We start from the raw sequence: 24622 nt of genomic DNA on the forward strand, positions 1-24622 counted from the left end.
AATCTAAAAGAAATAAAAAAAGGCGATAGTAATCATGACAAAAATATTTTTGATTCCCGTCGCGATTGCTTTTATTTCAATTTTATTGGGTGCCGGTATTGGGTTTTATTTCCGAAAGCAGATTTGGGAAAAGAAAGCGCAGCATGCGCAAAACGATGCAGACCATATTTTAACCGAAGCAAAAGCACAAGTAGCTGCCGCTAAAGCAGAAGTCAATGCCCAGAAGCAGGAAGCTGATGCTTTGAAGCAGAGTGCACAAAACACTAAGAAAGAAAAAATTCTTGAAGCTCAGGAAAAGATTCAAGATTATCGACAAAAAGTTGAAGATGAGTTGCATGTCAAGCGCGATGAGATTGCGCGTGACAATAACCGCCTGAAGCAAAGAGAAGATACACTTGATCATAAGAGTTCTTTACTAGTAGAGAAGGAAAATAACCTTTCTGCTAAAGAGGAGCAACTAAAGCAGGAACAGTCCGAACTAAGTAAAAAAATTCAAACTGCCAATGATTTAGTTGAGCAAAGGAAAGAGAGACTCTATGAGGTTGCCCAGTTAGATGATGAGCAAGCGAAAAAGCTGGTTCTGAGTCAACTAGCTGAGGAATTAAGCAAAGAGCGAGCAGAAATGATTCGTGATAGCAACGAAGAAGTTCAAGCTAAGGCCGATCATTATGCTCGTAAGGTGATTATTGATGCGATTCAAAGCAGTTCAGCAGATACAGTAGCCGAAACTACAGTTTCGGTGGTTGATTTGCCTAATGAGGAAATGAAGGGTCGGATTATTGGCCGAGAAGGTCGCAATATCCGTTCTTTTGAAGCCCTCACTGGAATTGATTTAATCATTGATGATACACCAAAAGTTGTCACTCTTAGTGGGTTTGATGCAATTAGGCGTGAAATCGCTAAAAGGGCAATGGAGCGTCTGATTAAAGATGGACGAATTCACCCAGCTCGAATTGAAGAGACGGTGGACAAGGCTCGTAAAGAAGTAAATGATGACATTTATGAGGCCGGTGAAAGCGCATTGATGGAGTTAGGGATTCATAAAATGAATCCAGAACTTGTGAAAGTGCTAGGCAGACTTAAGTACCGCACATCTTATGGACAGAATGTCTTGGGACACTCGATTGAGGTTGCTAAGTTAGCCGGAACAATGGCGGCAGAACTCGGTTTAAATGAAAAATTAGCGGTTCGCGCGGGATTATTACACGATATTGGAAAAGCCATCGATCATGATATTGAAGGTTCACACGTTGAAATTGGTGTGGAATTAACTAGAAAATATCATGAACCCGATGTAGTAGTTAATGCAATTGCGGCCCACCACGGTGATGTGCCGAAGTTATCGTTTATTGCCGAACTAGTAGTTGCGGCAGACACGATTTCTTCTGCTCGACCCGGTGCTAGAAGTGAGAGTTTGGAAAACTATATTAGACGATTGACCGAACTTGAACAAATTGCGAAAAAATATGACGGAGTCAATCAAGCATATGCCATTCAGGCGGGACGAGAGATCCGGGTAATGGTAGAACCTGAAAAGATTTCAGATGATCAGATAACCGTTTTGGCACGAGATATTCGTAACCAGGTTGAAAAAGAACTTGATTACCCCGGTAATATTAAGATTACCGTGATTCGTGAGAAACGGGTTGTAACAGTTGCAAAATAAGAAAAAGATTGAATTGAAAAATTCAATCTTTTTTTATTTACCAATTTTGTAAAGAGTTTAAAAATGTGGCGTGTTCAGACCTAAAATATCGCACTTAATCATTTTTTGCTAAAATGAAAGGGATTACAATAAGCGTATGGTGGAGGAAAATGAGATGCAGAAAAGTGTGATACAGAAATTCAGAAAATTTTCACAAAATCTAGGTTATCCATTTGATAAAATTTCTACCTTACTTGATTTTGGTACAACAGATAAAAGTTTAGATTTAAAATGGCTGAAAAATGCGCACGCGTTTGAAATATTAGATCAAGCAGCAAGCGATGAACAATTGTTGGCATGCAGTGATGTAAGCAATATCTATCAATTTATTCCACCATATTTTGCTGCACTTTCTAGTAAAAATGGGATGCAGGCAATATCGCGTCTCGCGTCATATGAATTATTTGTAGGACCGATTATTTTAGACACATTTGAGGAAGGTGATAAATTACGGATTCACGTCAGTTATTTAAAACAGTATCGAAAAAATTCACGATTTAGTTTGTTAGTTGATCAAATTTCACTAGTAAGCTTGCTTAGAATTGGTACTAACAAATTGATCAAGCCAGTATCAATTGGTAGTAAATTTCCCTATGGTGCTAAAATCAATCATTATTTAGGGATAACAGCTCAAAAAAGTCTTGATAATTATATAGTTTTTAGAAAAGCTGATTTGCTGGAGCCGTTTGTCACCCAAAATGATGTTATCTGGGAATTCATAGAACCAGGGCTAAAAAAATACATCAACAAGGTAAAGGTTGATCAACCCTTTTCGGCAGTTGTTCAAAACACTCTGTTTAGGCTAATTGCTGGGGGTGATTTTCGTTTAAAAGATACATCAGAAGCAATTGGCATTTCTCCGAGAACGCTTCAACGTTGGTTGAAAAAAGAGAATACCACATATCAAAAACAATTAAACATAGTTCAAAAAATTTTGGCACTTAACTTGCTGCAAGATGAAACGATCAGTACTGCAGAAGTCAGCTTTTTAGTTGGCTTTAGCAATGTTACCTGTTTTTATAAAGCATTTAAAAAGTGGACTGGTAAAACCGTTCTAGCTTATCGGCATCAATTGATTTTGGAAAAAATCAGATAGATAGCCAAAGATGAAACTTAATAATGGAAAGGAAAAAATGATGTTTTTAACTGAAAAAGAAAACTGGAATGCAAATTATGATGTAATAGTGGTTGGCTTTGGCGGTGCGGGCGCAACAGCAGCTCGTTTTGCAGCTGATAAAGGAGCTAAAGTACTCTTAGTTGATAGTGCGCCAGAAGGGCACGAAGGTGGTAATACCAGATATTGTGGTCAAATTGTTCATACTGGAAGTGATTTTAATAAACTTAAAAAATATTACCAACATTTATCTGAACCTCTTGATTTAGATGAAAAGGTAATGAATACTTACGTCAAGGGCATGGTTGAACTACCTGACTATTTTGATAAGTATTTGGGCGTTAAGGCCTTTAGTGCGAAACAACATGCCGCTGATAAAAATATTGCGCAGCTGGTCTTTATGGCTGTTGAGTATCCTGAATTTGAAGGCTCTGATACCAGCGATATTTTATTGGTGCATAATCGTATTTTCGATGGAGCATTGTGGAAAAAGCTGCGGCAAAACGTGCTTGATAGAAATAAGTTGATTGATGTTTTTTATTCAGCTCCAGCCGAACACTTAATCCAAGCTCCGGATAAAACAATCTTAGGTGTTCAAATTAGAAAAGAGGGAAAATCATTCAATGTTAAAGCCCAAAATGGCGTTGTTTTAACCTTAGGAGGCTTTGAAAATAACGAACAGATGGTTCAGGATTATTTGGGTGAAACCAACCTTTTACCATATGGTAGCCTATATAATAAGGGTGATGGTATCAAATTAGCCATTGAAGTTGGAGCTGATTTGTGGCATATGCACAATTATGAACCAGGTGGAGCAGTGAGCTTAGCCATGCCTAAAGGACAAAGAGCTCACAATACCATGCCATGGAAAGATTTTCGCGAAGGTTCAATGATTACGGTGGGTGACGATGGTACACGCTATGTTCCAGAGGATGATATGACACGGCATGGCCACCGCTATAATCACGGTATTTGGCGTATTCCTTTAGCTCAAGTTCACCCACACATGATCTTTGATCAAAAGAAATATGATGAATTGATGGCTAGTGCCAATGATAACTTCCAGAAGGAAACCATGGGAAAGGTAGTTAAGTCAGACTCGATTGAAGAACTTGCTGAAAAAATCAAAGTTGCTCCAGCGACCTTAAAAAACACAATAGAAACATACAACTTCTTTGTGGATCAAGGTGTTGATTACCAGTGTGGTAGGAAATCTGAAACAATGGCTAAAATTTCAATGTCTGGGCCATTTTACGCACTGGCTCAGCAACATACCATGCTCAATACCCAGGGTGGACCGCGTCGTAATGAAAAGGCAGAAATTTTAGATACTGACATGCAGGTCATTCCGCATTTATATGCTGCTGGTGAGTTAGGTCACGTGAATGTCAGTCAGTACAACGGTGGTGAAGACGTGGCTGACTGCCTGATTTTTGGTAAGATTGCCGGGGAAAATGCAGCGAAGCATAAAGGAGCCAATGGATCAACTAATGTAAGTAAAAATAATGGCATAGATGATGCCGATTTCCCGACTACTGATATTAAAGAAGAGCATTACAAAACTAATAAAAATCAATTTGTTGGTAAATCGACCAGTGGAATGGGCAATGAAATTGTTGTGCGAGTAACTGTTGACGATCAAAAACAGCCGGTTAAAATTGAAGTGCTAAAAGAAAGTGAGTCTCCTGACTACGGTGGCAAAGCAATTAAGCAACTAAAAGAGAAGATAATTGAAGCAAAATCAGTTAATGTTGATGCTGTTTCCGGTGCCTCGACAACTAGTAGAGCTTTTAAGGAAGCGGTTGCTTCCGCACTTAGCCAAGCTTAATTAATAAAATACATAAAAAGTCGGATTGATGTGAATCCGACTTTTTTATTGTCAAAAAATTGAAATATTTAAAGCAAAGTACGCTAGCAAGAAGACTAAAGCTATATCTTAAAGTGATGAAATCACTGAATGATTAACTTTTAGCAGGTATTTGTCCAGTAATTTGTGCATTCTAAGTCAAGCTTGTATAATTAAAGCAACTTAATTATGAAAGTAGCCGACTATGTTTAAAATTATTGTTGAATTATTCTTTTTAGTGATTATTCAAGCTGCAATCACGCCCTTCATCAGACGGCTGGCCTTTGTGTTAGGGGCAGTTGATATTCCTAATAAACGACGGGTTAACAAGCAACCAATGCCCACATTGGGTGGTCTAGGGATTTTTGTCACCTTTAATATTGGGGTATTTATCCTACTACGAGAGCAATTTCCTACGCATGAGGCCTTTAGCATCCTTTTGGGTTCTAGTGTCATCGTTTTGACGGGGATCATTGATGATATTATGGAACTTAAACCCAGACAGAAGATGTTTGGCATTTTTATTGGCGCACTGGTTATTTACTTTTTAGCAGGGATCAAGATGAATGTGCTCAACCTGCCCTTTGTAAATAAGCAGATTAATTTAGGCTGGTGGAGTTTGCCGATTACAATTTTTTGGATCCTGGCCTTGACGAATGCAGTGGACTTGATTGATGGTTTGGATGGGTTGGCTGACGGAGTCTCAATGATTTCGCTGATCACAATGGGAGTCGTGGGTTACTTTTTCTTGCACACCGGCCAGTTATATATTCCGATTGGCTGTTTTATGTTAGCGGCCTGCCTGCTGGGCTTTTTGCCTTATAATTTTTATCCAGCAAAAATGTTCTTGGGCGATACGGGGGCGCTTTATATCGGTTTTATGATTGCCATTTTTTCACTCAAGGGTTTGAAAAACGTCACTTTCATCTCTTTGCTGGTACCGATCACAATTCTGGGTGTGCCAATCACTGATACAATTTATGCGATGATTCGGCGCAAGCTCAACAACCGACCAGTTTCGCAAGCTGACAAGCACCACTTGCACCATCAATTGATGAAGATGGGCCTCACGCACCGCCAGACTGTCTTAACGATTTATGCGCTGTCATTGATTTTTTCCTTTATCTCGCTATTGTTCTTGTTGTCACCAGCTTGGGGGATGTGGCTATTAATCGCTGGGTTAATTTTGGCCTTAGAAATTTTTGTGGAGTCAATCGGCTTACTTGGAGAAAAGTACAAGCCGCTCTTGGCATTGACCCAAAAATTTATTAATTCACGCAGTAAAAAAGACCCGACGGTTGAGGTTTGGCATTTAGGTCAGGAGAAACCGGAACAATTGAAAAGGCATCAAAAAGACTAGGACCAGCTAGTCTTTTTTAGTGGCTGTGGTAATTATGGTCGATAATGGGAAGTTCATTGTAGCGCTTAATGCCGACTTTAAACTGCACTTTACCCGCTAGTAAGTTAGTAAGCTGGTCTGCTAGTTGTTTTTGACTATCAGTATAAACATGCAGGACGACATCTGTACCATAGTCAATGTGGTCGACCAAAAACTGTTCCGTCGCCAAAAAATGCTGTACTTCGTCGAAGCGGTTATACGGTACGTGGAAGATGAGCTCTTGCTGGAGCACCCGCTTGACTACGCCGATGGCTTCTACGCCTTTGGTAACACTGTTAGCATAAGCGCGAATTAGTCCGCCAGCACCCAGCTTAACCCCACCGAAGTAGCGGGTAACGACCACTGTAACATTTTTTAAATTCATCAGTTGCAGTGCCTTTAATTCGGGTACACCGGCAGTTCCAGCTGGTTCACCATTGTCGCTTGCTTTCACGTGCTCGTCGTTTAAGCCTATCGTGTAAGCAAAAGTATTGTGGCTGGCATCGCGGTATTTTTGCTTTATTAAGCCAATTGCAGTTTCCGCTTCAGCAATGCTTGTGGTTCGAATTAGCGTGGCAATGAAACGACTCTTTTTAATGGTAAGTTCGTGACTACCGTTTGCTTTAATGGTTAGGTAATTATTCTCTTGGGTCAAAAAATCAACCTCCTTTTTTGCGTATTTGGTAACTGGAGGATAAGTCAATGGAAAATTTAACCAACCTCGCAGGCCGTCAATGGATTAGCAGTCAAGAGGATTTTATCACAAGTGCAGGCTTGACCAAAGTTAGTGCAATTGTCAACAAGCATTGTCAGCGGTGCGGTGCCCGTGTAAGTGCGACCTTGCCTAACGGTAAGTTTTATTGTCGCGCCTGCATTGGGATAGGGCGTGTAGTCGAAGGAGATTTGCTGGTGCGTAATGGGGCAAGTATAACTTTTCCGCACTGGCAAAACGGTGGCTTGACCTGGCGAGGACAATTAACAAGCCAGCAAGCGGAAATTTCTCATAAATTGGTGATGAACTTCCAAAAGGGCCAAAATACATTGGTTCACGCAGTAACTGGTGCCGGTAAGACTGAAATGATGTTTTACCAGGTGGCTGCATGTCTAGCTATGGGTGGACGCTGCTGCATTGCCAGTCCGCGAATTGATGTGGTTAACGAACTGTTTCCCCGCTTTAAAGCTGCCTTTACCGACTTAACAATTGGAAAATACCACGGACGCGACTTTAATGAACCTGGGTTAGAACAACTGACAATATGTACAACGCACCAGTTGTTGAAATTTTTTCGGGCCTTTGATCTACTAATAATCGATGAAGTTGATGCCTTCCCCTATGTGGCCGATCCGCAGTTGCACTTAGGTGCCCGGCATGCGGTCAAAAAACCTGGCGTGTGTACTTATCTGACGGCGACTCCAACAAAGGCCTTGCTTGAGCAAGTTAAGACGGGTGAGCTTGAGCTGGTGCGGCTTCAGCGCCGTTTTCATGGTGGACTTTTACCAGTTCCGCGCGAACGGTTGTTTTTGCGTCCCTATTTAGCAAAAGGTAAAATCCACCCGCAACTGCTAAAAGAAATTCGACTTGCCGTTAAACAGGACCACCCCTTGCTACTCTTTGTCCCGCGGATCGAGCAGATTCCGCGCTATTTAGCCGCGCTTAAGCAGGTGAGCGCGCTCAGCGGGCTTGGCATTGCCGGTGTGCACGCCAGTGATCCGCACCGGCTCGAGAAGGTTGACCAATTTCGCCGGGGTGAATTGCAGTTACTGGTGACTACGACAATTCTGGAACGGGGCGTCACCTTTAAACATGTGTGGGTAATTGTCGTCCAGGCCGATGATCAAATTTATACGGCTGCGAGTCTGGTTCAAATTGCTGGGCGGGTCGGTCGTGCAAAAGATGATTCCGCAGGGCTGGTTTTATTTTGCTACCACAAGTACACAGGCAATATTCGGCAGGCAATGCAGCAGATTAGGAGAATGAATCAGTGAAGAAATGCTTACTCTGTGGCCAGCTTTTTGTACCGCGAACTGCACTGCTGCACCTGCTATCATGGCATTTATACCGCCAATCAGCTATTTGCAGTCCTTGTTTGGCTAAGTTTGAGCGGTTGGCAGAGCCAAAGTGCCGAATTTGCACTGGCCAATTAGTGGCAGGCCAAGGGTGTGCTGATTGCCAACGCTGGCAACAAATTTATGGCAAAAAGATTTTGTTTAACCATGCTGTTTACCGCTATAATGAGGCCTGCCACGACTTGATGGTAAATTTTAAGCGCTACGGTGACTACCTGCTGTATCAGGTTTTACAGGAATTATGCTACCGCGAATTAAGTAAAATCAAGGCTGACTTTTATGTACCAGTGCCAACTTCACCTGAACATCTTGTCCAAAGGCAATTTGACACAATTAGTGCAATCTATGGCGATTTAGTTCCCCTCAGTAATATTTTGTTAAAGGGGCCGGGCTACGGTGCACAAGGCGAAAAAACGCGTGCGGACCGCTTAAGCAGTCAGCAAAGTTTTACCGTTGCCGAAAAAACAACTTCCAATTTAAACAAGCATAAAGTCTTGCTGTTGGATGATATCTATACTACTGGTAGGACACTGTATCATGCTCGGGATGCGCTTTTAAGCGTTTTTCCTCAGGCTCAGATTACTAGTTTCACAATTTGCCGGTAGATTAACTTGGTCAGTGCATTTTGGTTTTGGTATAATATGGGTAACAAAAAACTGCAGATACAGTTGAAAGGAGAATCTCAAATGTTAAAGTATAATGTTCGTGGAGAAAATATCGAGGTAACCGACGCTTTAAGAAGTTATGTTGAAAAGCGACTTAAAAAGCTAGAAAAGTATTTTGAATTGAATCAAGATATGTTAGCCCATGTCAACTTAAAAGTGTATCGTGACCGGCAGGCCAAGGTTGAAGTTACTATCCCACTGCCATACTTAGTTTTGAGAGCAGAAGAGACAACTGATGACATGTATCGCAGTATTGACTCTGTTTCCGAAAAGTTAGAGCGCCAGATTAGAAAATACAAGACAAGAATTAACCGGAAGAGTCGTGAAAAGGGGATTAGCGATTTCTTTGTCGACGGTGCTGCGGAAGAAGCAGATAAGAAGGCCAGCGATTTCACGATTGTCCGCAACAAACATATCGGTTTGAAGCCAATGAGTCCAGAAGAAGCAATTTTGCAAATGAATATGTTGGAACATGACTTCTTCGTTTTTCGTGATGCTGAAACAAACGGTATCAGTATTGTCTACCGTAGAAATGATGGTCGTTACGGTTTGATTGAAACCAAGTAAACAAGCTACTAATTAACAAAGACCTCGCATTTATTGTGGGGTCTTTGTTTCGTTTGTTTTTCATTTAGCCTCAATCATGGTAAAATTATTATGTGTTTTTATACTTATCTACATACAAGGATCGATTAAATGGCAAACATTTTAAAGAAGTTATACAACAACGATAAAAGAGAACTAAAAAAATTTGAAAAGATTGCGGCTCAGGTCGAGAGTTATGCTGATGAATATGCTGAACTGACGGATGAGCAACTACAGGAAAAAACACCTGAATTTCGTGAACGCTTGCAGAGCGGGGAAGAATTAGACGATCTTTTGCCAGAGGCCTTTGCGGCTTCACGTGAAGGGGCTAAAAGGGTCCTAGGTCTGTACCCGTTCCACGTTCAAATATTAGGTGGGATTGCATTGCATTTTGGTAATATCGCCGAAATGATGACTGGTGAAGGTAAGACTTTGACGGCAACGATGCCGGTTTATTTGAATGCTTTGACTGGTAAAGGCGTTCATGTGGTTACGGTCAACGAATACTTGTCTAGCCGTGATGAGGAAGAGATGGGCCAGCTCTACAAGTGGATGGGCCTAAGTGTTGGTTTAAACCTCAATGAGAAGTCACCGGATGAAAAACGGGAAGCATATGACTGTGATGTTACCTACTCGACTAACTCCGAGCTAGGTTTTGACTACCTACGTGACAATATGGTGGTCTACAAGGAACAGATGGTTCAGCGCAAGCTTAATTTTGCAATTATCGATGAAGTCGATTCAATTCTGATTGATGAGGCCCGGACGCCGTTGATTATTTCGGGTGAAGCTGAACAAGCGAATGGCGACTATGTACGTGCTGATCGCTTTGTTAAGACTTTGCAAGAAGATAAGAGTGATGATGATGCCGATGACATTGAAGATTATGGTGACTACAAGATTGACTGGCCGACCAAGACTATTTCTCTGACCCGGATGGGCATTCAGAAGGCCTGCGACCATTTTGGCTTGAAAAACTTGTATGATGTTGAAAATCAGAAACTGGTTCACCACATTGATCAAGCCATGCGCGCAAATTACATCATGCTCAAGGATATTGACTATGTTGTGCAAGATGATGAAGTCTTGATTGTGGACTCATTCACTGGCCGGGTAATGAGTGGGCGCCGTTATTCAGACGGCTTGCACCAGGCGATTGAAGCCAAAGAAGGCGTTAAGATTCAGGAAGAATCCAAGACTCAGGCGACGATTACTTATCAAAACTTCTTCAGAATGTACAAAAAGTTGGCCGGAATGACTGGTACAGCCAAGACGGAAGAAGAAGAGTTCCGTGAAATTTATAACATGCAGGTTATTTCAATTCCAACCAACCGTCCGTTGCTGCGAAAAGATCGTTCAGATATCCTATACCCAACACTGAACTCAAAATTTGCAGCAGTAGTTGAAGAAATTAAGGAACGACATGCAGCTGGTCAACCAGTTTTGGTGGGAACTGTTGCGGTTGAAAGTTCTGAGCTGTTGAGTGACCTACTGAAAAAAGAAGGTATTCCGCATGCTGTTTTGAATGCCAAAAATCACGCTAAGGAAGCCCAGATTATTATGAATGCTGGTCAACGGGGTGCAGTTACGATTGCGACTAACATGGCTGGTCGTGGTACCGATATCAAGCTGGGGCCAGGCGTCAAGGAATTAGGTGGCTTGGCCGTTATTGGTACTGAACGGCACGAGTCACGCCGGATTGATAACCAGTTACGGGGACGGTCAGGTCGACAAGGAGACCCAGGTGTAACCCGCTTTTACCTTTCACTTGAAGACGACCTAATGAAACGCTTTGGTGGGGAGCGGGTTAAGGACTTCCTTGACCGTCTGTCTAATAATGATGATGACAAGGTAATTGACAGCCGCTTGATTACGCGCCAAGTTGAGTCAGCGCAAAAACGGGTTGAAGGTAACAACTACGACACCCGGAAGCAGACCTTGCAGTATGATGATGTGATGCGGATTCAACGGGAAATTATTTATGGCGAGCGGATGCAAGTCATTGATGAAGAAGACTCACTTAAAGATGTCTTGGTGCCAATGATTCGCCGGACGATTAATAGTCAAGTTGACATGTTTACTCAGGGTGATCGCAGCAAATGGCGGTTAGATTCTCTGCGTGACTTTATTACGTCGAGTCTAACTTCTGAACAGGAGACCGATTCGCTTGATTTCAAGACGATTTCTATTCCTGATTTAAAGCAAGAACTATATGAGATAGTTGAAGCTAACTATGAAGACAAGCAGGATGCCTTGGCAGATCCAGCTGAAATGTTGGAATTTGAAAAGGTAGTTATCTTAAGGGTGGTTGATGACCGTTGGACCGATCACATTGATGCAATGGATCAGTTACGGCAGTCAATCAGTCTACGCGGATATGGTCAGCTTAATCCATTGGTTGAATACCAGGATTCGGGCTACAATATGTTTGAAGAAATGGTTTCGAATATTGAGTTTGATGTAACTCGTTTGTTTATGAAAGCTGAAATCAGACAGAATCTTACCCGGTAAGCGATAATTTTAAGGAGAAAGCAGAAGCTTTCTCCTTTTTACTAAGAGGGACAAAGGAGAAAATTTGACAATGGAACTAAGCGAAATTCAAAGCGAACTAGATAAGCTGAAGCGTCGTCTAGATCACTTTAGGGGGTCTCTTTGACCTGGATGCAATTAATGAGAGCATCCTTGTTAACGAAAACAAGATGCAGGAACCAACTTTCTGGGATCATCAAGAGCAAGCCCAAGAGTTGATTAGTGCAACCAACTTATTAAAAGAAAAAAGAGATTCCTTCCAGAGTCTGGAGCAGAATTATCAAGACGAGCTGACCGCAGTTGAATTGTTGCGAGAGGAAGCTGATCAGGACTTACAAAAAGAAGTTGAAGAAAATCTGGTCAGGCTAAAGACAGAATTTCATCACTATGAGCTGGATCTGCTCTTGTCCGATAAGTACGATAGCCACAATGCACTGCTGGAAATTCACCCTGGTGCCGGTGGTACTGAAGCGATGGATTGGGGACAAATGCTTTTGCGAATGTATCAACGTTATGCGGACATTCAGGGCTTTAAATTTGAGCTTAACAACTATGAACCTGGCGAGGAGGCTGGCCTAAAAAGTGTCAGTGCAAAAATTTCGGGCAAGAATGCATACGGTCTACTCAAGTCAGAAAATGGGGTTCACCGCTTGGTGCGAATTTCCCCCTTTGACTCAGCCAAGAGAAGGCACACTTCTTTTGCTGCGGTTGAAGTTATTCCGGAAATTGATGATAGCATCAAGATTGACATTAATCCAAAAGATTTGCGTATTGATGTTTATCGTTCAAGTGGGGCCGGTGGCCAGCATATTAATAAAACATCCAGTGCAGTGCGAATTACCCACCTGCCGACCGGCTTGGTGACTACTTCACAGGCCCAACGGTCTCAGCTGCAGAACCGTGAAACCGCAATGAATGAACTGCGGGCAAAACTTTTTCATTTAGCAGAAGAAAAAAAGCGGCAGCACAAAGAGGTGCTTAAGGGTGATCAAATGGAAAACGGATGGGGCTCGCAGATCAGGTCCTACGTTTTTCATCCTTATAATTTAGTTAAAGATTTACGTACCAGCTATGAAACTTCAGATACAAATGGTGTAATGGATGGTAAGCTGCAGCCATTTGTATACAGTTACTTGCAATGGTTGCTTAGTCAGGATAATCCAGAATAGGTGAGAAAATGACTTTTTGGGGAATTATTGGTATTGTGCTCTTAGCGGTAATTATTTTAAGCATGTTTTTTGCGGTTTTTCATATTTTCTTGATGCTCTTACCCGCAGTGGTGGTGATAGCTGTCATTATTTGGCTGATTAACCACTTTACCAAGGATGATCGCCATAGCGGCTCAAGTAGCCCGGGTTTTCAAGATGATGAGTGGCCAGACAGAAACAGTGATAGACCTAAACGTAAAAAAGTACGTGATGCAGAAACCAAGGATGTTGACAAGTAGGCTGGGGGAACGTTTGAGATGGCAAGTGCAGTAAAATTAAAAAATCTGATTCGTGATAATAAGATTATTCAGGTCGTACATGGGCAGCAATATATTGCTAACCAGGAAATTACGGTGTCTGATATCTACCGACCGGGCTTGGAGTTAACCGGATACTTTGATTTTTACCCGAAAAGGCGCATTCAACTGCTCGGCCGCACCGAGATTTCATATGCTGCAAGACTTGATCATGAAAGCCTCGTTCGGGTCTTTACTAGATTGTGCAGTCCCCACACACCGTGCTTTTTTGTTTCACGTTCGCTGCGGGTGCCCGCAGAATTGGTAGCAGCGGCTGAGCAAGCGCAAATCCCGATTTTGTCTTCGAGTGAGTCGACCACTTATGTTTCGAGCATTCTGACGGAATACCTGCGTGAACGCCTGGCGGTACGTGATACAATTCACGGCGTATTGGTTGAAGTAAAGGGCTTGGGTGTTTTGTTGACGGGGGATTCTGGCGTTGGAAAGTCGGAAACGGCCCTAGGCTTAATTCATCGCGGGCACCGCTTAATTGCCGATGACCGGGTCGACGTCTACCAAAAAGACGTTGAAACGGTTATGGGGGAGTCACCGCAAATTTTAAAGCACCTGATGGAAATTCGCGGGATTGGAATTATTGATGTAATGGACTTGTTTGGCGTTGGTGCGGTAAAAAACCGTGAAAGTATTAGATTAGTTATTAAACTAGTTAACTGGAACAAGGAAGCTAACTATGATCGGCTTGGCTTTGAGGAGAGCAAGCGTGATATTTGCAATGTTGAGGTGCCACAAGTCACGATTCCCGTTAAAGTTGGGCGCAACATGGAAGATATTATTGAAATTGCAGTGATGAATTATCGGGCAAAGAAGATGGGGCATAATGCGACCGCGACCTTTGACCATAACCTGACTAACCTAATTGCAGAAAATGCAAAAGAAGATTCACCGAAGGATAAGAATTAAATGATGTTAACAATCAGCCCAGTGGCCTTTAATTTAGGCGGGTTAAGCGTTAAATGGTATGGCGTAATTATGGCCTGCGCAATTATTTTAGCAGTCTCAATGGCCATTGTTGAAGGTAGAAAAAGGCAGATTGCCAGTGATGACTTTCTGGACCTGTTGCTCTGGGCAGTGCCACTAGGTTATCTTGGTGCGCGACTCTATTACGTGATTTTCGAATGGCCTTATTACGCCCAACATCCTGACCAAATTATTGCCATTTGGAATGGCGGAATTGCCATCTATGGCGGATTACTTGCCGGCTTAGTCGTTTTACTGGTATTTTGTTATAAAAGGATGCTCCCGCCCTTTTTAATTCTTGATGTAATCACGCCCGGGGTAATGGCCGCCCAAATTATTGGACGGTGGGGCAACTTTTTCAATCAAGAGGCCCATGGTGGTCCGACAACGCAGGCTTTTTTGCAAGGGTTGCATTTACCGGCATTTATCATTGATCAAATGAAGATTGGTGGTGTTTACTACCAACCAACTTTTTTGTATGAATCGTGCTTTAATTTGCTTGGGTTAGTTATCATCTTAGCCCTCAGGCATAAAAAACACTTATTCAAGCAAGGTGAAGTCTTCATGCTCTACCTGGCTTGGTATGCCGTTGTCCGCTTTTTTGTTGAAGGACTGCGGACCGACAGCCTGTACCTGTCAGGTACAATTAGGGTGTCGCAGATGTTGAGCCTGGTTTTGTTAGTCGCGGTAATCGCCTTGTTTGTATACCGCCGGATGGTGGTTAAGCCGAAGTGGTACCTGGATGGCAGTGGTCTCAAGTATCCCTATACAAGAGATTAGCTAATATTTTAAGAAAGTTTGGATAAAATAATGAAAATAGCAGTTTTAGGAGCAGGTTCATGGGGGTCAGTCTTAGGCTCAATGCTTGCTGATAATGGTAATGAGGTTGTGCTGTTTGGTAACAACGAAGAGGTTAACCAGGAGATCAATGACCACCACACCAATGACCACTATATGAAAGATTGGCAGCTCAATGAAACAACCCGGGCAACTGGGGATTTATCCCAGGCCCTGGACGGTGCAGCGCTAGTGCTCTTTGTTTTACCGACGCAAGCAATTCGATCAGTTGCTAAAAACGTCGGTAAGATTTTAATTCAAACTGGCAGTAAGCCACTCCTAGTCACAGCTACCAAGGGAATTGAACCCGGAACTAAGAAGCTGATCTCTGATATTCTGAGTGAAGAGATCTATCCCAACGACCAGGACAAGATTGTGGCTATTTCTGGTCCAAGTCACGCTGAAAGTGTTGCACAAAAGGATTTGACGGCAATTTCTTGTGCCTCCACCAGTTCCAGCAATGCTCAGCAGGTTCAGCAAATTTTTTCAAATGATTATTTCCGCTTGTACACTAATGATGACTTGGTTGGGGTCGAAGTTGCTGGTGCCGTCAAAAACGTGATTGCGATTGCAGCCGGGATTTTAGTGGGTAAGCACTATGGCGATGATGCCAAGGCAGCACTTATGACTAGAGGATTGGCCGAAGTTACTAGACTTGGTGTTAATTATTTTTGTGCCCAACCAATGACATTCAGCGGCTTAGCCGGTATCGGTGATTTGATTGTGACTTGTACTTCTGTCAACTCACGTAACTGGCGGTGCGGTAAGCAATTAGGTGAAGGCAAGAGCCTAGATTATGTTCTCGAAAACATGGGTCAAGTGGTTGAGGGTGCAACCACGGTCAAGGCGGTGCATGAACTATGTCAGGAAAAGCAAATTGATATGCCGATTAGCGAGGCGATCTACCGGGTGATGTATGAAAATTGTAACGTTGACGATGAAATTACCAAGATGATGGGTCGCAGTCCTAAACAAGAAATTAGACTTTAGGCGCGTTTCATTGTAAGATTTACTTACTTTAAATAAGAAAGGGTTCAGGGGAAAAAATGACTAAAAAATATGATGTTATTATTATTGGAGCTGGACCAGGCGGCTTAACAGCAGCTCTCTATGCTTCTCGCGCCAACCTCTCCGTCTTGTTACTTGACCGGGGACTATACGGCGGTCAGATGAACAACACCGATGCAATTGACAACTACCCCGGCTTCAGCGAAATTAAAGGGCCAGAACTGGGCGAAAAGATGTACAATTCAATTATGAAATTTGGGACTGAGTTTGAATATGGTGATGTTCAGTCCGTTACGCTAGCTGGTGAAAACAAGGTGGTTAAGACTGATGCGGGTGAATACAGTGCTCCGGCGTTAATCATTGCCACTGGGGCTGACCACCGTCACCTAGGCGTTCTGGGTGAAGAGGAATATTCTGGTAAGGGCGTTTCTTATTGTGCCGTCTGTGATGCAGCCTTTTTTAAGGATGAAGACATTGCGGTGATCGGTGGTGGTGATTCTGCGATTGAAGAGGGGATTTACCTCGCTCAAAGTGCCAAGTCAGTGACGGTAATTCACCGCCGCGATCAGTTACGGGCACAGCCAACCTTGCAAAAGCGGGCTTTTGCCAATCATAAGATGCACTTCATCTGGAATGGTTTAACCGCGGCAATTGACGGGGATGGCAGCCGGGTAACAGGCGTGACCTACCAGGATAAGGTCAGCGGTGTCAAGAAGCAGTTGCCCGTGCGCGGTGTCTTCATCTATGTTGGAGTAATTCCGCAAACCGCACCCTTTAAAAACTTAGGCGTGACCGATGAAAAGGGCTGGATTCCAACTGATGAGCATATGCGGACCAAGGTTGCCGGCGTTTTTGCGCTCGGTGATGTTCGTGCTAAAGATCTGCGTCAGATTGCTAATGCAGTTGGTGATGGCAGTATTGCTGGGCAAGCGGCCTACAATTACCTGCAAGATTTGCAGGATCGTTAAAGTAAAAAGAATTCACCACTAGGTGAATTCTTTTATTTTTAAGATTGGATAGCAGATAAATGTTAAAATAGAAACTAGCAAATTAATTACGGTAGAAATAGAGGATAGATGCTGGAATGAACGCAGAAGAAGCTTTTCACAAATGGCAAGATGCAAAAAATATACCCGATTATTTACAATTGCAACTAACAGAGCTAGGTCAAAATCCTGGTTGGATTAGTGATGCTTTTGGGCAGGATATCAACTTTGGGACAGCGGGCATGAGAGGGCGCCTTGAACCTGGCACCAACCGCATCAACCTCTTTACAATTGGTCGTGTAACCGAGGGGTTAGCGCGGTTAATTGACGAGGAGGGCGTAGCGGCGCAAAAGCGTGGCGTGGTGATTGCTTTCGACTCGCGTTATCATTCACGAGAATTTGCTGAACATGCTGCACGTGTTTTGGGTGCGCATGGTATTCACGTTTATCTCTTTGATGACCTACGGCCAACTCCGGAACTGTCTTATGCTGTGCGCCACCTAGGCACCTTTGCTGGTATCAATATCACTGCTTCCCATAATGCCAAAGAATATAATGGCTACAAGGTGTACGGTGAAGACGGTGCGCAGATGGGACCAGAACATGCTGACCGAGTTTTTAAGTATCTGCAAAAAGTAGATGACATCTTTAAGGTCAAGGCTGAGGCGGTCGAAACGCTCAGGGCCAAGGGCTTATTGCAATTAATTGGTGAGGATGTCGACGAGGATTACCTGGCTGAATTAAAGACCGTTAATGTTGATACTAGGCTAATTAAGGAAAATGCGAACAAGTTAAAATTGGTCTATTCACCGCTGCATGGGACGGGCAAAATGCTCTATGAACGGGCATTTAGGCAAAGCGGTTTTACTAATGTGATTCCGGTAGCAAGCCAGTCTATTTTGGATCCTGAATTTCCCACTACCCAAAAACCCAACCCGGAATATCGTGATGTTTTTGATGCGGGGATTGAACTGGCTAACCGCCAAGGTGCTGACCTGATTATTGCTACTGACCCAGATGCTGACCGCATGGGAGCCTGTGTCAGAACAAATGATGGTGATTTTCAAGTTTTGACTGGTAATCAGATTGCGACCTTGATGATTAACTACTTATTGCTTAACCTGAAAAAGCAGAACCAACTAAGCAGCGATTATGAGCTGATTACGTCCATTGTTTCGAGCAGTATGCCACTGAAGATTGCGCGTGATTTTGGAATTAAGACCAAGTCTGTTCTGACTGGTTTTAAGTTTATCGGTGAAGAAATTGACCGGATGACTAGAGACCATGATGGTAAGTTTTTGATGGGCTTTGAAGAGAGCTATGGTTACTTGTTTAAGCCATTTGCGCGTGACAAGGACGCAATGCAGGGTGCCCTTATGTTTGCCGAAGTGGCCTCATATTATGCTGCTCGCGGGATGACCGTGCTTGACGGCTTAATGGAAATTTGGCACAAGTATGGTACATCTTATGAAATCACTAAGGCAATTGAAATGCCAGGAATTGGTGGACAAAAGCGGATGGCTGCGCTTATGGCCAACTTGCGTAAAGAGCAGTTGAAGACAATTGCTGGGGTCAAGGTAGTTAAGACGCAAGACTTTTTGATGCAGCAAGAAACAACCGCGCAAAAGACTACGGTAATGACCGGCTTACCAAAGTCAAATGTGCTAAAGTACTTTTTGGCAGATGAGACCTGGTTGGCGCTCAGACCATCAGGTACAGAGCCCGTAATCAAGGCTTATGTTGGAGTTAACAAGCCCGATATTAAGGCTGCAGAACAAGCAGCTGCCGACTATCAAGGTGCTCTGGCTAAATTGTTGAAATAAAGCAAAATCTGTGCGAAAATACGTTCGATAGCGTAGAATTAATGTATGAACTTGAAGTTGGGCTTTTCGTCCAACTTTTTTACGAGGAGCCATTCAATGATTAAACGACAAGATAAGCGTAAATTCGAACTTGTGTCCAAGTTTCAACCAGCTGGTGACCAGGAACAGGCTATTGATAAACTAACGAACGGCTTTAAAAAAGGCTACCGTGAGCAGATTCTTGAAGGCGCCACGGGGACGGGCAAGACTTTTACCATGGCCAACGTGATTGCCAATCTGAACAAGCCCACTTTAGTTATTTCACACAATAAGACCTTGGTTGGTCAGCTTTATGGTGAATTTAAGGAATTTTTTCCGCAAAATGCAGTTGACTACTTTGTTTCATACTATGACTACTACCAGCCTGAAGCATACGTGCCGCAGTCAGATACTTACATCGAAAAAGATTCTGCCATTAATGATGAGATTGACCAGTTGCGGCACCAGGCGACCAGTGACCTGATGGAGCGCAACGATGTGATCGTGGTTGCTTCTGTTTCCTGTATCTACGGTTTGGGTGATCCCAAGGAATATTCTGCTAGTGTGATTACAGTTCACGAAGGTGACGATTACGGCCGCAATACCCTACTACGTAACCTAGTCAACATTCAGTATGATCGCAATGATATTGACTTTCAGCGGGGGCGTTTCCGGGTACGCGGAGATGTGGTCGAGGTTTTTCCGGCCGGTAACTCTAACCATGCTTACCGCATTGAATTTTTTGGTGATGAAATTGATCGCATCGTTGAGGTGGATTCGTTAACTGGTGAAGTGATCGGCGAACGTGAAAGTATTTCTCTGTTCCCAGCAACCCACTTTGTGACTAATGATGAGCAAATGCGCCGGGCCCTTAAGGCCATTTCCCAAGAAATGAAAATTCAGGTAAAGGATTTTGAGGGTCAGGGGAAGCTGCTTGAAGCAGAGCGAATTAAGCAGCGGACGACCTTTGACATGGAAATGATGGGCGAAGTAGGCTACACCAATGGTGTCGAAAATTATTCCCGGCACATGGAGGGACGAAAGGAAGGAGAACCGCCCTATACCTTGCTGGACTTCTTTCCGGATGACTTTTTAATTTTAATTGATGAGTCACACGCCACAATGCCCGAAATTCGGGCAATGTACAACGGTGACCGAAACCGCAAGAAGACTCTGATTGACTATGGTTTTCGTCTGCCGTCAGCACTTGACAATCGTCCGCTTAAGTTGGAAGAGTTTGAGCAGCACGTTAATCAAATCATGTACGTTTCGGCCACACCGGGTGACTACGAATTAGCCAAAACAGACCATAAGGTTGAGCAGATTATCAGGCCCACCGGTTTGCTCGACCCTAAAATTAAAGTTAAACCAGTTGAAGGCCAAATTGATGACTTAGTGGGTGAGATTAATCACCGAATCGACCACAATGAGCGGGTCTTTGTGACTACACTTACGAAGAAGATGGCTGAAGACCTGACCGACTACTTAAAAGATCTGGGCATTAAGGTCCAATACCTGCACTCAGACGTTAAGACACTGGAGCGGATGCAGATCTTACATGATTTGCGGCTAGGAAAATACGATGTGCTAATTGGAATTAACCTGCTGAGAGAGGGCATTGATGTACCAGAAGTATCCTTGGTAGCGATTCTCGATGCTGATAAGGAAGGCTTTCTGCGGGCATATCGACCGCTAGTACAAACGATGGGACGGGCTGCGCGTAATGCCAACGGTGAGGTAATTATGTATGCTGATACGATAACTGATTCAATGCGGCAAGCAATCGAGGCAACCCAAAGACGGCGAGAGCTGCAAATAAAGTTCAACGAAGAGCATGGCCTGACACCGCAGACAATTGTCAAGCCGGTCAGGGAGGTTATTTCTGCTACTAAGATAGCTGATGAGACTTTGGAGACTGACAGTTTTGCTGATTTGAACTTCGACGAACTAACTGGCAAGCAGAAGAAGTCAATGATTAAGGACTTGCGTCAACAGATGCAAGAAGCGGCAAAGAAGTTGGACTTCGAAGGGGCTGCTACCTTGCGTGATGCGATTATGGAGCTTGAAAGTTCTACTAGAAAGCCGATTAAGAAAAAGGGAAAGACATTAAATGGTAAATGATCAAATTGTTATTCGTGGTGCCCGCGAACATAACTTAAAAGATATCGACCTTGAGATTCCGAAAGATAAGCTGGTTGTTATTACTGGGTTGTCCGGTTCAGGTAAAAGCTCATTAGCCTTTGACACACTTTATGCGGAAGGTCGCAGACGTTATGTCCAATCGCTTTCTAGCTATGCCCGGCAGTTTTTGGGTCAAATGGATAAACCAGACGTTGATTCAATTGACGGTTTGAACCCGGCAATTTCAATTGATCAAAAAACGACCTCGCACAATCCGCGTTCAACCGTCGGCACGGTAACGGAAATTAATGATTACTTGCGGCTCTTGTGGGCACGGGTGGGACAGCCAATCTGCCCTAACGATGGTACCGTGATTGAACGGCAGTCCGTTGAACAAATGGTGGACCGAATTTTAGCCTTACCGGAACGCAGTAAGATTCAGTTGCTTGCCCCGGTTATTAGAGCTAAGCGCGGTGGTCATAAGGAAGTCTTTCAGCGGGTTCAGCGGGCAGGTTACGTCCGTGTTATTGTTGATGGTGAAATGCATGAAATTGGTGATGACTTTAACTTGGATAAGAACAAGCGCCATAGCATTGACATCGTTGTTGACCGTTTGGTCGTAAAAGAGGGCATTCGCTCGCGACTCTTTGATTCAGTTGAGGCCACGCTGCGCTTGTCCGATGGCTACATGAATGTTGATGTAATTGGAAGCGACTTGCTGAACTTTTCAGAATACTATGCTTGTCCTAAGTGTGGCTTTACCGTGGGGGAGATGGAACCGCGGCTCTTTTCTTTCAATGCGCCTTTTGGTGCCTGCCCTGACTGTGATGGACTAGGAGTTAAGCTAGCAGTTGATGAGGACTTGGTTATTCCAGATCAGGACAAGACACTGGCTGACGGTGCAGTGGATCCTTGGAAAAATTCTAAATATTACAGTGAGATGTTAGAACAGGCCTGCGCGGTGCTTAAGATTCCGCTCGATCAGCCCTTTGCCCAGTTAACAGCTAAACAGCAAACAATGATCCTGCATGGGTCGACCAAAAAAATCAAGTTTCACGTTACCGGTGATTTTGGGGTTAATGATACAACTGCTCCTTTTGAAGGTGCAATGGAAAACGTGGAGCGCCGCTATCTGCACCCAATGTCTAAGTTTATGCGGGATGTGATGGGGAAGTATATGACGGAGTTAACCTGTCCTACTTGTCATGGCAAGCGGTTGAACCGTAAAGCGCTGGCTGTTAAGGTGATGGATAAGGATATTGCCGAGGCATCAGAGCTTGCAATCAACCGGGCCCTTGACTTTTTCAAGGAAATTGAACTCGATGAGCAAAAAACAATTGTTGCTAAACCGATCTTAAAAGAAGTTTGTGATCGGTTGTCTTTCCTGAATAGCGTGGGGCTGGACTACCTAACCTTATCGCGAACAGCAAATACCTTGTCGGGCGGTGAGGCGCAGCGGATTCGGCTGGCGACCCAGATTGGTTCTAACTTGTCGGGTGTCATTTATGTTCTTGATGAGCCGTCAATCGGTCTGCACCAACGGGATAACGATCGCTTGATTGCGGCACTGAAACGGATGCGTGATTTAGGTAATTCGCTAATTGTGGTTGAGCATGATGACGAGACAATGCGGCAGGCTGATTACTTGGTTGATATGGGGCCTGGTGCGGGTACTTATGGTGGCCAAGTAATGGATGCTGGGACACCGCAAGAGGTTGAGGAACGGGCCAAGTCGCTGACGGGCCAATATTTAGCTGGCCAAAAGTTTGTCCCTGTGCCGGCTGAACGCCGCCGCGGCAATGGCAAGAAAATCACGATCACTGGTGCTATTGAGAACAACTTAAAGCAGCTCAAAGTAGATTTTCCACTAGGTAAGTTGGTGGTCGTGACTGGTGTTTCGGGCTCAGGCAAGTCAACGCTGGTTAACATCATTTTGAAGCGAGTGCTGGCCCAAAAGCTAAACCGGAATCAGACTAAACCGGGAAAATATAAAAGTATTACGGGCTATAAAAATATTGAAAAAATCATTGATATTGATCAGAGTCCAATTGGGCGGACACCGCGCAGTAACCCGGCCACCTATACCAGCGTTTTCGATGATATTCGGGCACTGTTTGCACAGACTAACGAGGCCAAGTTGCGAGGTTATACCAAGGCACGCTTTTCTTTTAACGTTAAGGGGGGCCGCTGCGAAGCTTGTCACGGCGACGGCATTATCAAGATTGAAATGAACTTCTTGCCGGATGTCTATGTGCCGTGTGAGGTTTGTCATGGTAGTCGGTACAACTCGGAAACAATGGAAGTGACCTATCGCAAGAAAAACATTGCCCAGGTGCTTGATATGACGATTAGCGAAGCGTGTGAATTCTTTCAAAAGATTCCCAAAATTGCCCGCAAATTGCAGACGATTGTCGATGTCGGCTTAGGCTACGTTAAACTAGGGCAATCGGCAACGACACTGTCTGGTGGTGAAGCCCAAAGGATGAAATTAGCTGCAGAACTGCAGAAATTATCAACTGGTAAGAATTTTTATATTCTGGATGAACCAACAACGGGTCTTCATACGGACGACATCAAGCGTCTCCTTGAGGTGCTACAGCGTCTGGTTGACCAAGGCAACACGGTCCTAGTAATTGAGCATAATCTTGACGTTATTAAAAGTGCAGATTGGCTGATTGACTTGGGACCTGAGGGCGGTGAAGCAGGCGGCCAAATTGTTGCCACCGGGACACCGGAGCAGGTAAGTGAAGTTAAGGAGAGTTATACTGGTCGTTATCTTAAACCCGTATTAATGCGAGATACGGCATTAACTAAGCAGGCTACTAAAAAAATGACCAAATAGTATTCATTTATTTAAGATAAAGTGTAGAATAGTCGAAAAGGAGGAAAAAAGATGGATAATTTTTCAAGTTACAGGGGAAATCGCGGCTTTAACTGGGCAGCTTTTATTTCCGGCATTTTAATGATCATCGCGGGCTTGTTCTTAATACTTCACCCCAATAAAGCCTTGCATGCCTTTGTCTTGCTGTTTGCAATTCTATCGATTGTTCAAGGCTTCGTTTGGTTAGCGGTATATAGTCGCTTTCGCTATATTATTTCCTTTAGCTGGCTCTCGATTATTTCTGGGGTTTTGGATATTATTATTGGGGTTGCTTTCCTTTATTCATATGACGCAGCGGGGCTGACTATTGCATATTTATTTGCTTTTTGGTTCCTGTTCGACTCAATCTCCGGGCTCCTGTTCTCGTGGCACTTGCGGGATATCTCAAGTTTCTACTTCTGGATCAACTTAGTTTTGAATATTCTTGGTTTGCTAATTGCGGTTAGTTTGTTGTTTAATCCGGCTTTGTCGGCGCTAACCTTAATCTGGCTTGTATCATTCTGGCTGTTGCTTTTTGGTATTGGCGAGATTCTAGCTGCATTTGCCCACCGATAAAACGAAAAAAGGCTCTCAAGAG

General features: G+C 43.6%; 19 protein-coding genes. 18 read left to right on the plus strand and 1 reads right to left on the minus strand.

The features are described 5' to 3' along the window. Positions 1-34: 34 nt before the first annotated feature. From rny to ACSYSN_RS02485, 4 genes are all read left to right on the plus strand, one after another. A complete protein-coding gene (gene rny / locus ACSYSN_RS02470; protein WP_491712615.1) occupies positions 35-1666 on the plus strand; it encodes a ribonuclease Y in 1632 nt (543 codons plus the stop codon). 154 nt (positions 1667-1820) lie between these two features. Next, complete coding sequence (locus tag ACSYSN_RS02475; protein ID WP_491712616.1) at positions 1821-2801, plus strand: helix-turn-helix transcriptional regulator; 981 nt, start codon at positions 1821-1823, stop codon at positions 2799-2801. 40 nt (positions 2802-2841) lie between these two features. Further along, positions 2842-4647, plus strand: a complete 1806-nt coding sequence (locus ACSYSN_RS02480; protein ID WP_491712885.1) for an FAD-binding protein — start codon at positions 2842-2844, stop codon at positions 4645-4647. A 223-nt stretch (positions 4648-4870) separates the two neighbouring features. After that, positions 4871-6025: a glycosyltransferase family 4 protein gene (locus tag ACSYSN_RS02485; protein WP_491712617.1), complete on the plus strand. Its 1155-nt coding sequence runs from the start codon at positions 4871-4873 to the stop codon at positions 6023-6025. A gap of 16 nt (positions 6026-6041) precedes the next feature. Here ACSYSN_RS02485 and ACSYSN_RS02490 read toward each other — a convergent pair whose 3' ends face one another. Next, positions 6042-6698 carry a YigZ family protein gene (locus ACSYSN_RS02490; RefSeq protein WP_491712618.1) on the minus strand — a complete coding sequence of 219 codons (657 nt, stop codon included), beginning with the start codon at positions 6696-6698 and terminating at the stop codon, positions 6042-6044. A 47-nt stretch (positions 6699-6745) separates the two neighbouring features. Between ACSYSN_RS02490 and ACSYSN_RS02495 the strand changes: the two genes are divergently transcribed. The 14 genes from ACSYSN_RS02495 to ACSYSN_RS02560 all read left to right on the plus strand — a co-directional run bounded on the left by ACSYSN_RS02495 (position 6746) and on the right by ACSYSN_RS02560 (position 24600). After that, positions 6746-8029, plus strand: coding sequence for a helicase-related protein (locus ACSYSN_RS02495; RefSeq protein ID WP_491712619.1), 1284 nt, complete (start codon positions 6746-6748; stop codon positions 8027-8029). Continuing rightward, positions 8026-8715, plus strand: coding sequence for a ComF family protein (locus ACSYSN_RS02500; RefSeq protein ID WP_491712620.1), 690 nt, complete (start codon positions 8026-8028; stop codon positions 8713-8715). Before ACSYSN_RS02495 ends, ACSYSN_RS02500 begins: the two co-directional genes overlap by 4 nt. 81 nt (positions 8716-8796) lie before the next feature. After that, positions 8797-9342: a ribosome hibernation-promoting factor, HPF/YfiA family gene (hpf, locus tag ACSYSN_RS02505; protein ID WP_317637951.1), complete on the plus strand. Its 546-nt coding sequence runs from the start codon at positions 8797-8799 to the stop codon at positions 9340-9342. Positions 9343-9471: 129 nt separating this feature from the next. Then, on the plus strand, positions 9472-11871 hold the full coding sequence (secA, locus tag ACSYSN_RS02510) for a preprotein translocase subunit SecA (protein ID WP_317637952.1): 2400 nt from the start codon (positions 9472-9474) through the stop codon (positions 11869-11871). A 70-nt stretch (positions 11872-11941) separates the two neighbouring features. Next, positions 11942-13058, plus strand: a protein-coding gene (gene prfB / locus ACSYSN_RS02515) for a peptide chain release factor 2 (RefSeq protein WP_491712621.1) whose coding sequence is annotated in 2 segments (ribosomal slippage) — positions 11942-12013 and positions 12015-13058 — 1116 coding nt in all. Because the reading frame shifts where the segments join, the coding sequence is not laid out codon by codon here. Between the two features lie 8 nt (positions 13059-13066). Next, positions 13067-13336: a hypothetical protein gene (locus tag ACSYSN_RS02520; RefSeq protein WP_491712622.1), complete on the plus strand. Its 270-nt coding sequence runs from the start codon at positions 13067-13069 to the stop codon at positions 13334-13336. 18 nt (positions 13337-13354) lie between these two features. Continuing rightward, entirely contained in the window at positions 13355-14314 is a 960-nt protein-coding gene (gene hprK, locus ACSYSN_RS02525) for an HPr(Ser) kinase/phosphatase (protein WP_317637955.1), read from the plus strand. Beyond that, positions 14315-15151, plus strand: a complete 837-nt coding sequence (lgt, locus tag ACSYSN_RS02530) for a prolipoprotein diacylglyceryl transferase (protein ID WP_491712623.1) — start codon at positions 14315-14317, stop codon at positions 15149-15151. Positions 15152-15178: 27 nt separating this feature from the next. Further along, the gene (locus ACSYSN_RS02535) at positions 15179-16198 is read left to right on the plus strand and encodes an NAD(P)H-dependent glycerol-3-phosphate dehydrogenase (RefSeq protein WP_491712886.1); all 1020 of its coding nucleotides are present in this window, start codon (positions 15179-15181) and stop codon (positions 16196-16198) included. 56 nt (positions 16199-16254) lie between these two features. Then, entirely contained in the window at positions 16255-17184 is a 930-nt protein-coding gene (gene trxB, locus ACSYSN_RS02540) for a thioredoxin-disulfide reductase (protein ID WP_491712624.1), read from the plus strand. A 116-nt stretch (positions 17185-17300) separates the two neighbouring features. Next, a complete protein-coding gene (locus tag ACSYSN_RS02545) occupies positions 17301-19025 on the plus strand; it encodes a phospho-sugar mutase (protein WP_491712625.1) in 1725 nt (574 codons plus the stop codon). Positions 19026-19121: 96 nt separating this feature from the next. Continuing rightward, complete coding sequence (uvrB, locus tag ACSYSN_RS02550; protein WP_491712626.1) at positions 19122-21164, plus strand: excinuclease ABC subunit UvrB; 2043 nt, start codon at positions 19122-19124, stop codon at positions 21162-21164. Further along, positions 21154-24006 (plus strand): excinuclease ABC subunit UvrA, encoded by a 2853-nt coding sequence (gene uvrA / locus ACSYSN_RS02555; RefSeq protein WP_491712627.1) that lies wholly within the window; start codon positions 21154-21156, stop codon positions 24004-24006. The genes uvrB and uvrA overlap by 11 nt, the downstream gene beginning before the upstream one ends. 51 nt (positions 24007-24057) lie before the next feature. Continuing rightward, positions 24058-24600 carry an HdeD family acid-resistance protein gene (locus ACSYSN_RS02560; RefSeq protein ID WP_491712628.1) on the plus strand — a complete coding sequence of 181 codons (543 nt, stop codon included), beginning with the start codon at positions 24058-24060 and terminating at the stop codon, positions 24598-24600. The last annotated feature ends 22 nt before the right edge of the window (positions 24601-24622 follow it).

This window comes from Lactobacillus sp. ESL1191, assembly GCF_058504435.1.

What these genes read in the sequence shown, in the direction of transcription:
- uvrB (WP_491712626.1), top strand. Translation starts at nt 19,122, where the DNA reads ATGATTAAACGACAAGATAAGCGTAAATTCGAACTTGTGTCCAAGTTT.
- secA (WP_317637952.1), top strand. Translation starts at nt 9,472, where the DNA reads ATGGCAAACATTTTAAAGAAGTTATACAACAACGATAAAAGAGAACTA.
- ACSYSN_RS02475 (WP_491712616.1), top strand. Translation starts at nt 1,821, where the DNA reads ATGCAGAAAAGTGTGATACAGAAATTCAGAAAATTTTCACAAAATCTA.
- ACSYSN_RS02560 (WP_491712628.1), top strand. Translation starts at nt 24,058, where the DNA reads ATGGATAATTTTTCAAGTTACAGGGGAAATCGCGGCTTTAACTGGGCA.
- ACSYSN_RS02545 (WP_491712625.1), top strand. Translation starts at nt 17,301, where the DNA reads ATGAACGCAGAAGAAGCTTTTCACAAATGGCAAGATGCAAAAAATATA.
- ACSYSN_RS02495 (WP_491712619.1), top strand. Translation starts at nt 6,746, where the DNA reads ATGGAAAATTTAACCAACCTCGCAGGCCGTCAATGGATTAGCAGTCAA.
- hpf (WP_317637951.1), top strand. Translation starts at nt 8,797, where the DNA reads ATGTTAAAGTATAATGTTCGTGGAGAAAATATCGAGGTAACCGACGCT.
- trxB (WP_491712624.1), top strand. Translation starts at nt 16,255, where the DNA reads ATGACTAAAAAATATGATGTTATTATTATTGGAGCTGGACCAGGCGGC.
- hprK (WP_317637955.1), top strand. Translation starts at nt 13,355, where the DNA reads ATGGCAAGTGCAGTAAAATTAAAAAATCTGATTCGTGATAATAAGATT.
- ACSYSN_RS02520 (WP_491712622.1), top strand. Translation starts at nt 13,067, where the DNA reads ATGACTTTTTGGGGAATTATTGGTATTGTGCTCTTAGCGGTAATTATT.
- uvrA (WP_491712627.1), top strand. Translation starts at nt 21,154, where the DNA reads ATGGTAAATGATCAAATTGTTATTCGTGGTGCCCGCGAACATAACTTA.
- lgt (WP_491712623.1), top strand. Translation starts at nt 14,315, where the DNA reads ATGATGTTAACAATCAGCCCAGTGGCCTTTAATTTAGGCGGGTTAAGC.
- rny (WP_491712615.1), top strand. Translation starts at nt 35, where the DNA reads ATGACAAAAATATTTTTGATTCCCGTCGCGATTGCTTTTATTTCAATT.
- ACSYSN_RS02480 (WP_491712885.1), top strand. Translation starts at nt 2,842, where the DNA reads ATGTTTTTAACTGAAAAAGAAAACTGGAATGCAAATTATGATGTAATA.
- ACSYSN_RS02485 (WP_491712617.1), top strand. Translation starts at nt 4,871, where the DNA reads ATGTTTAAAATTATTGTTGAATTATTCTTTTTAGTGATTATTCAAGCT.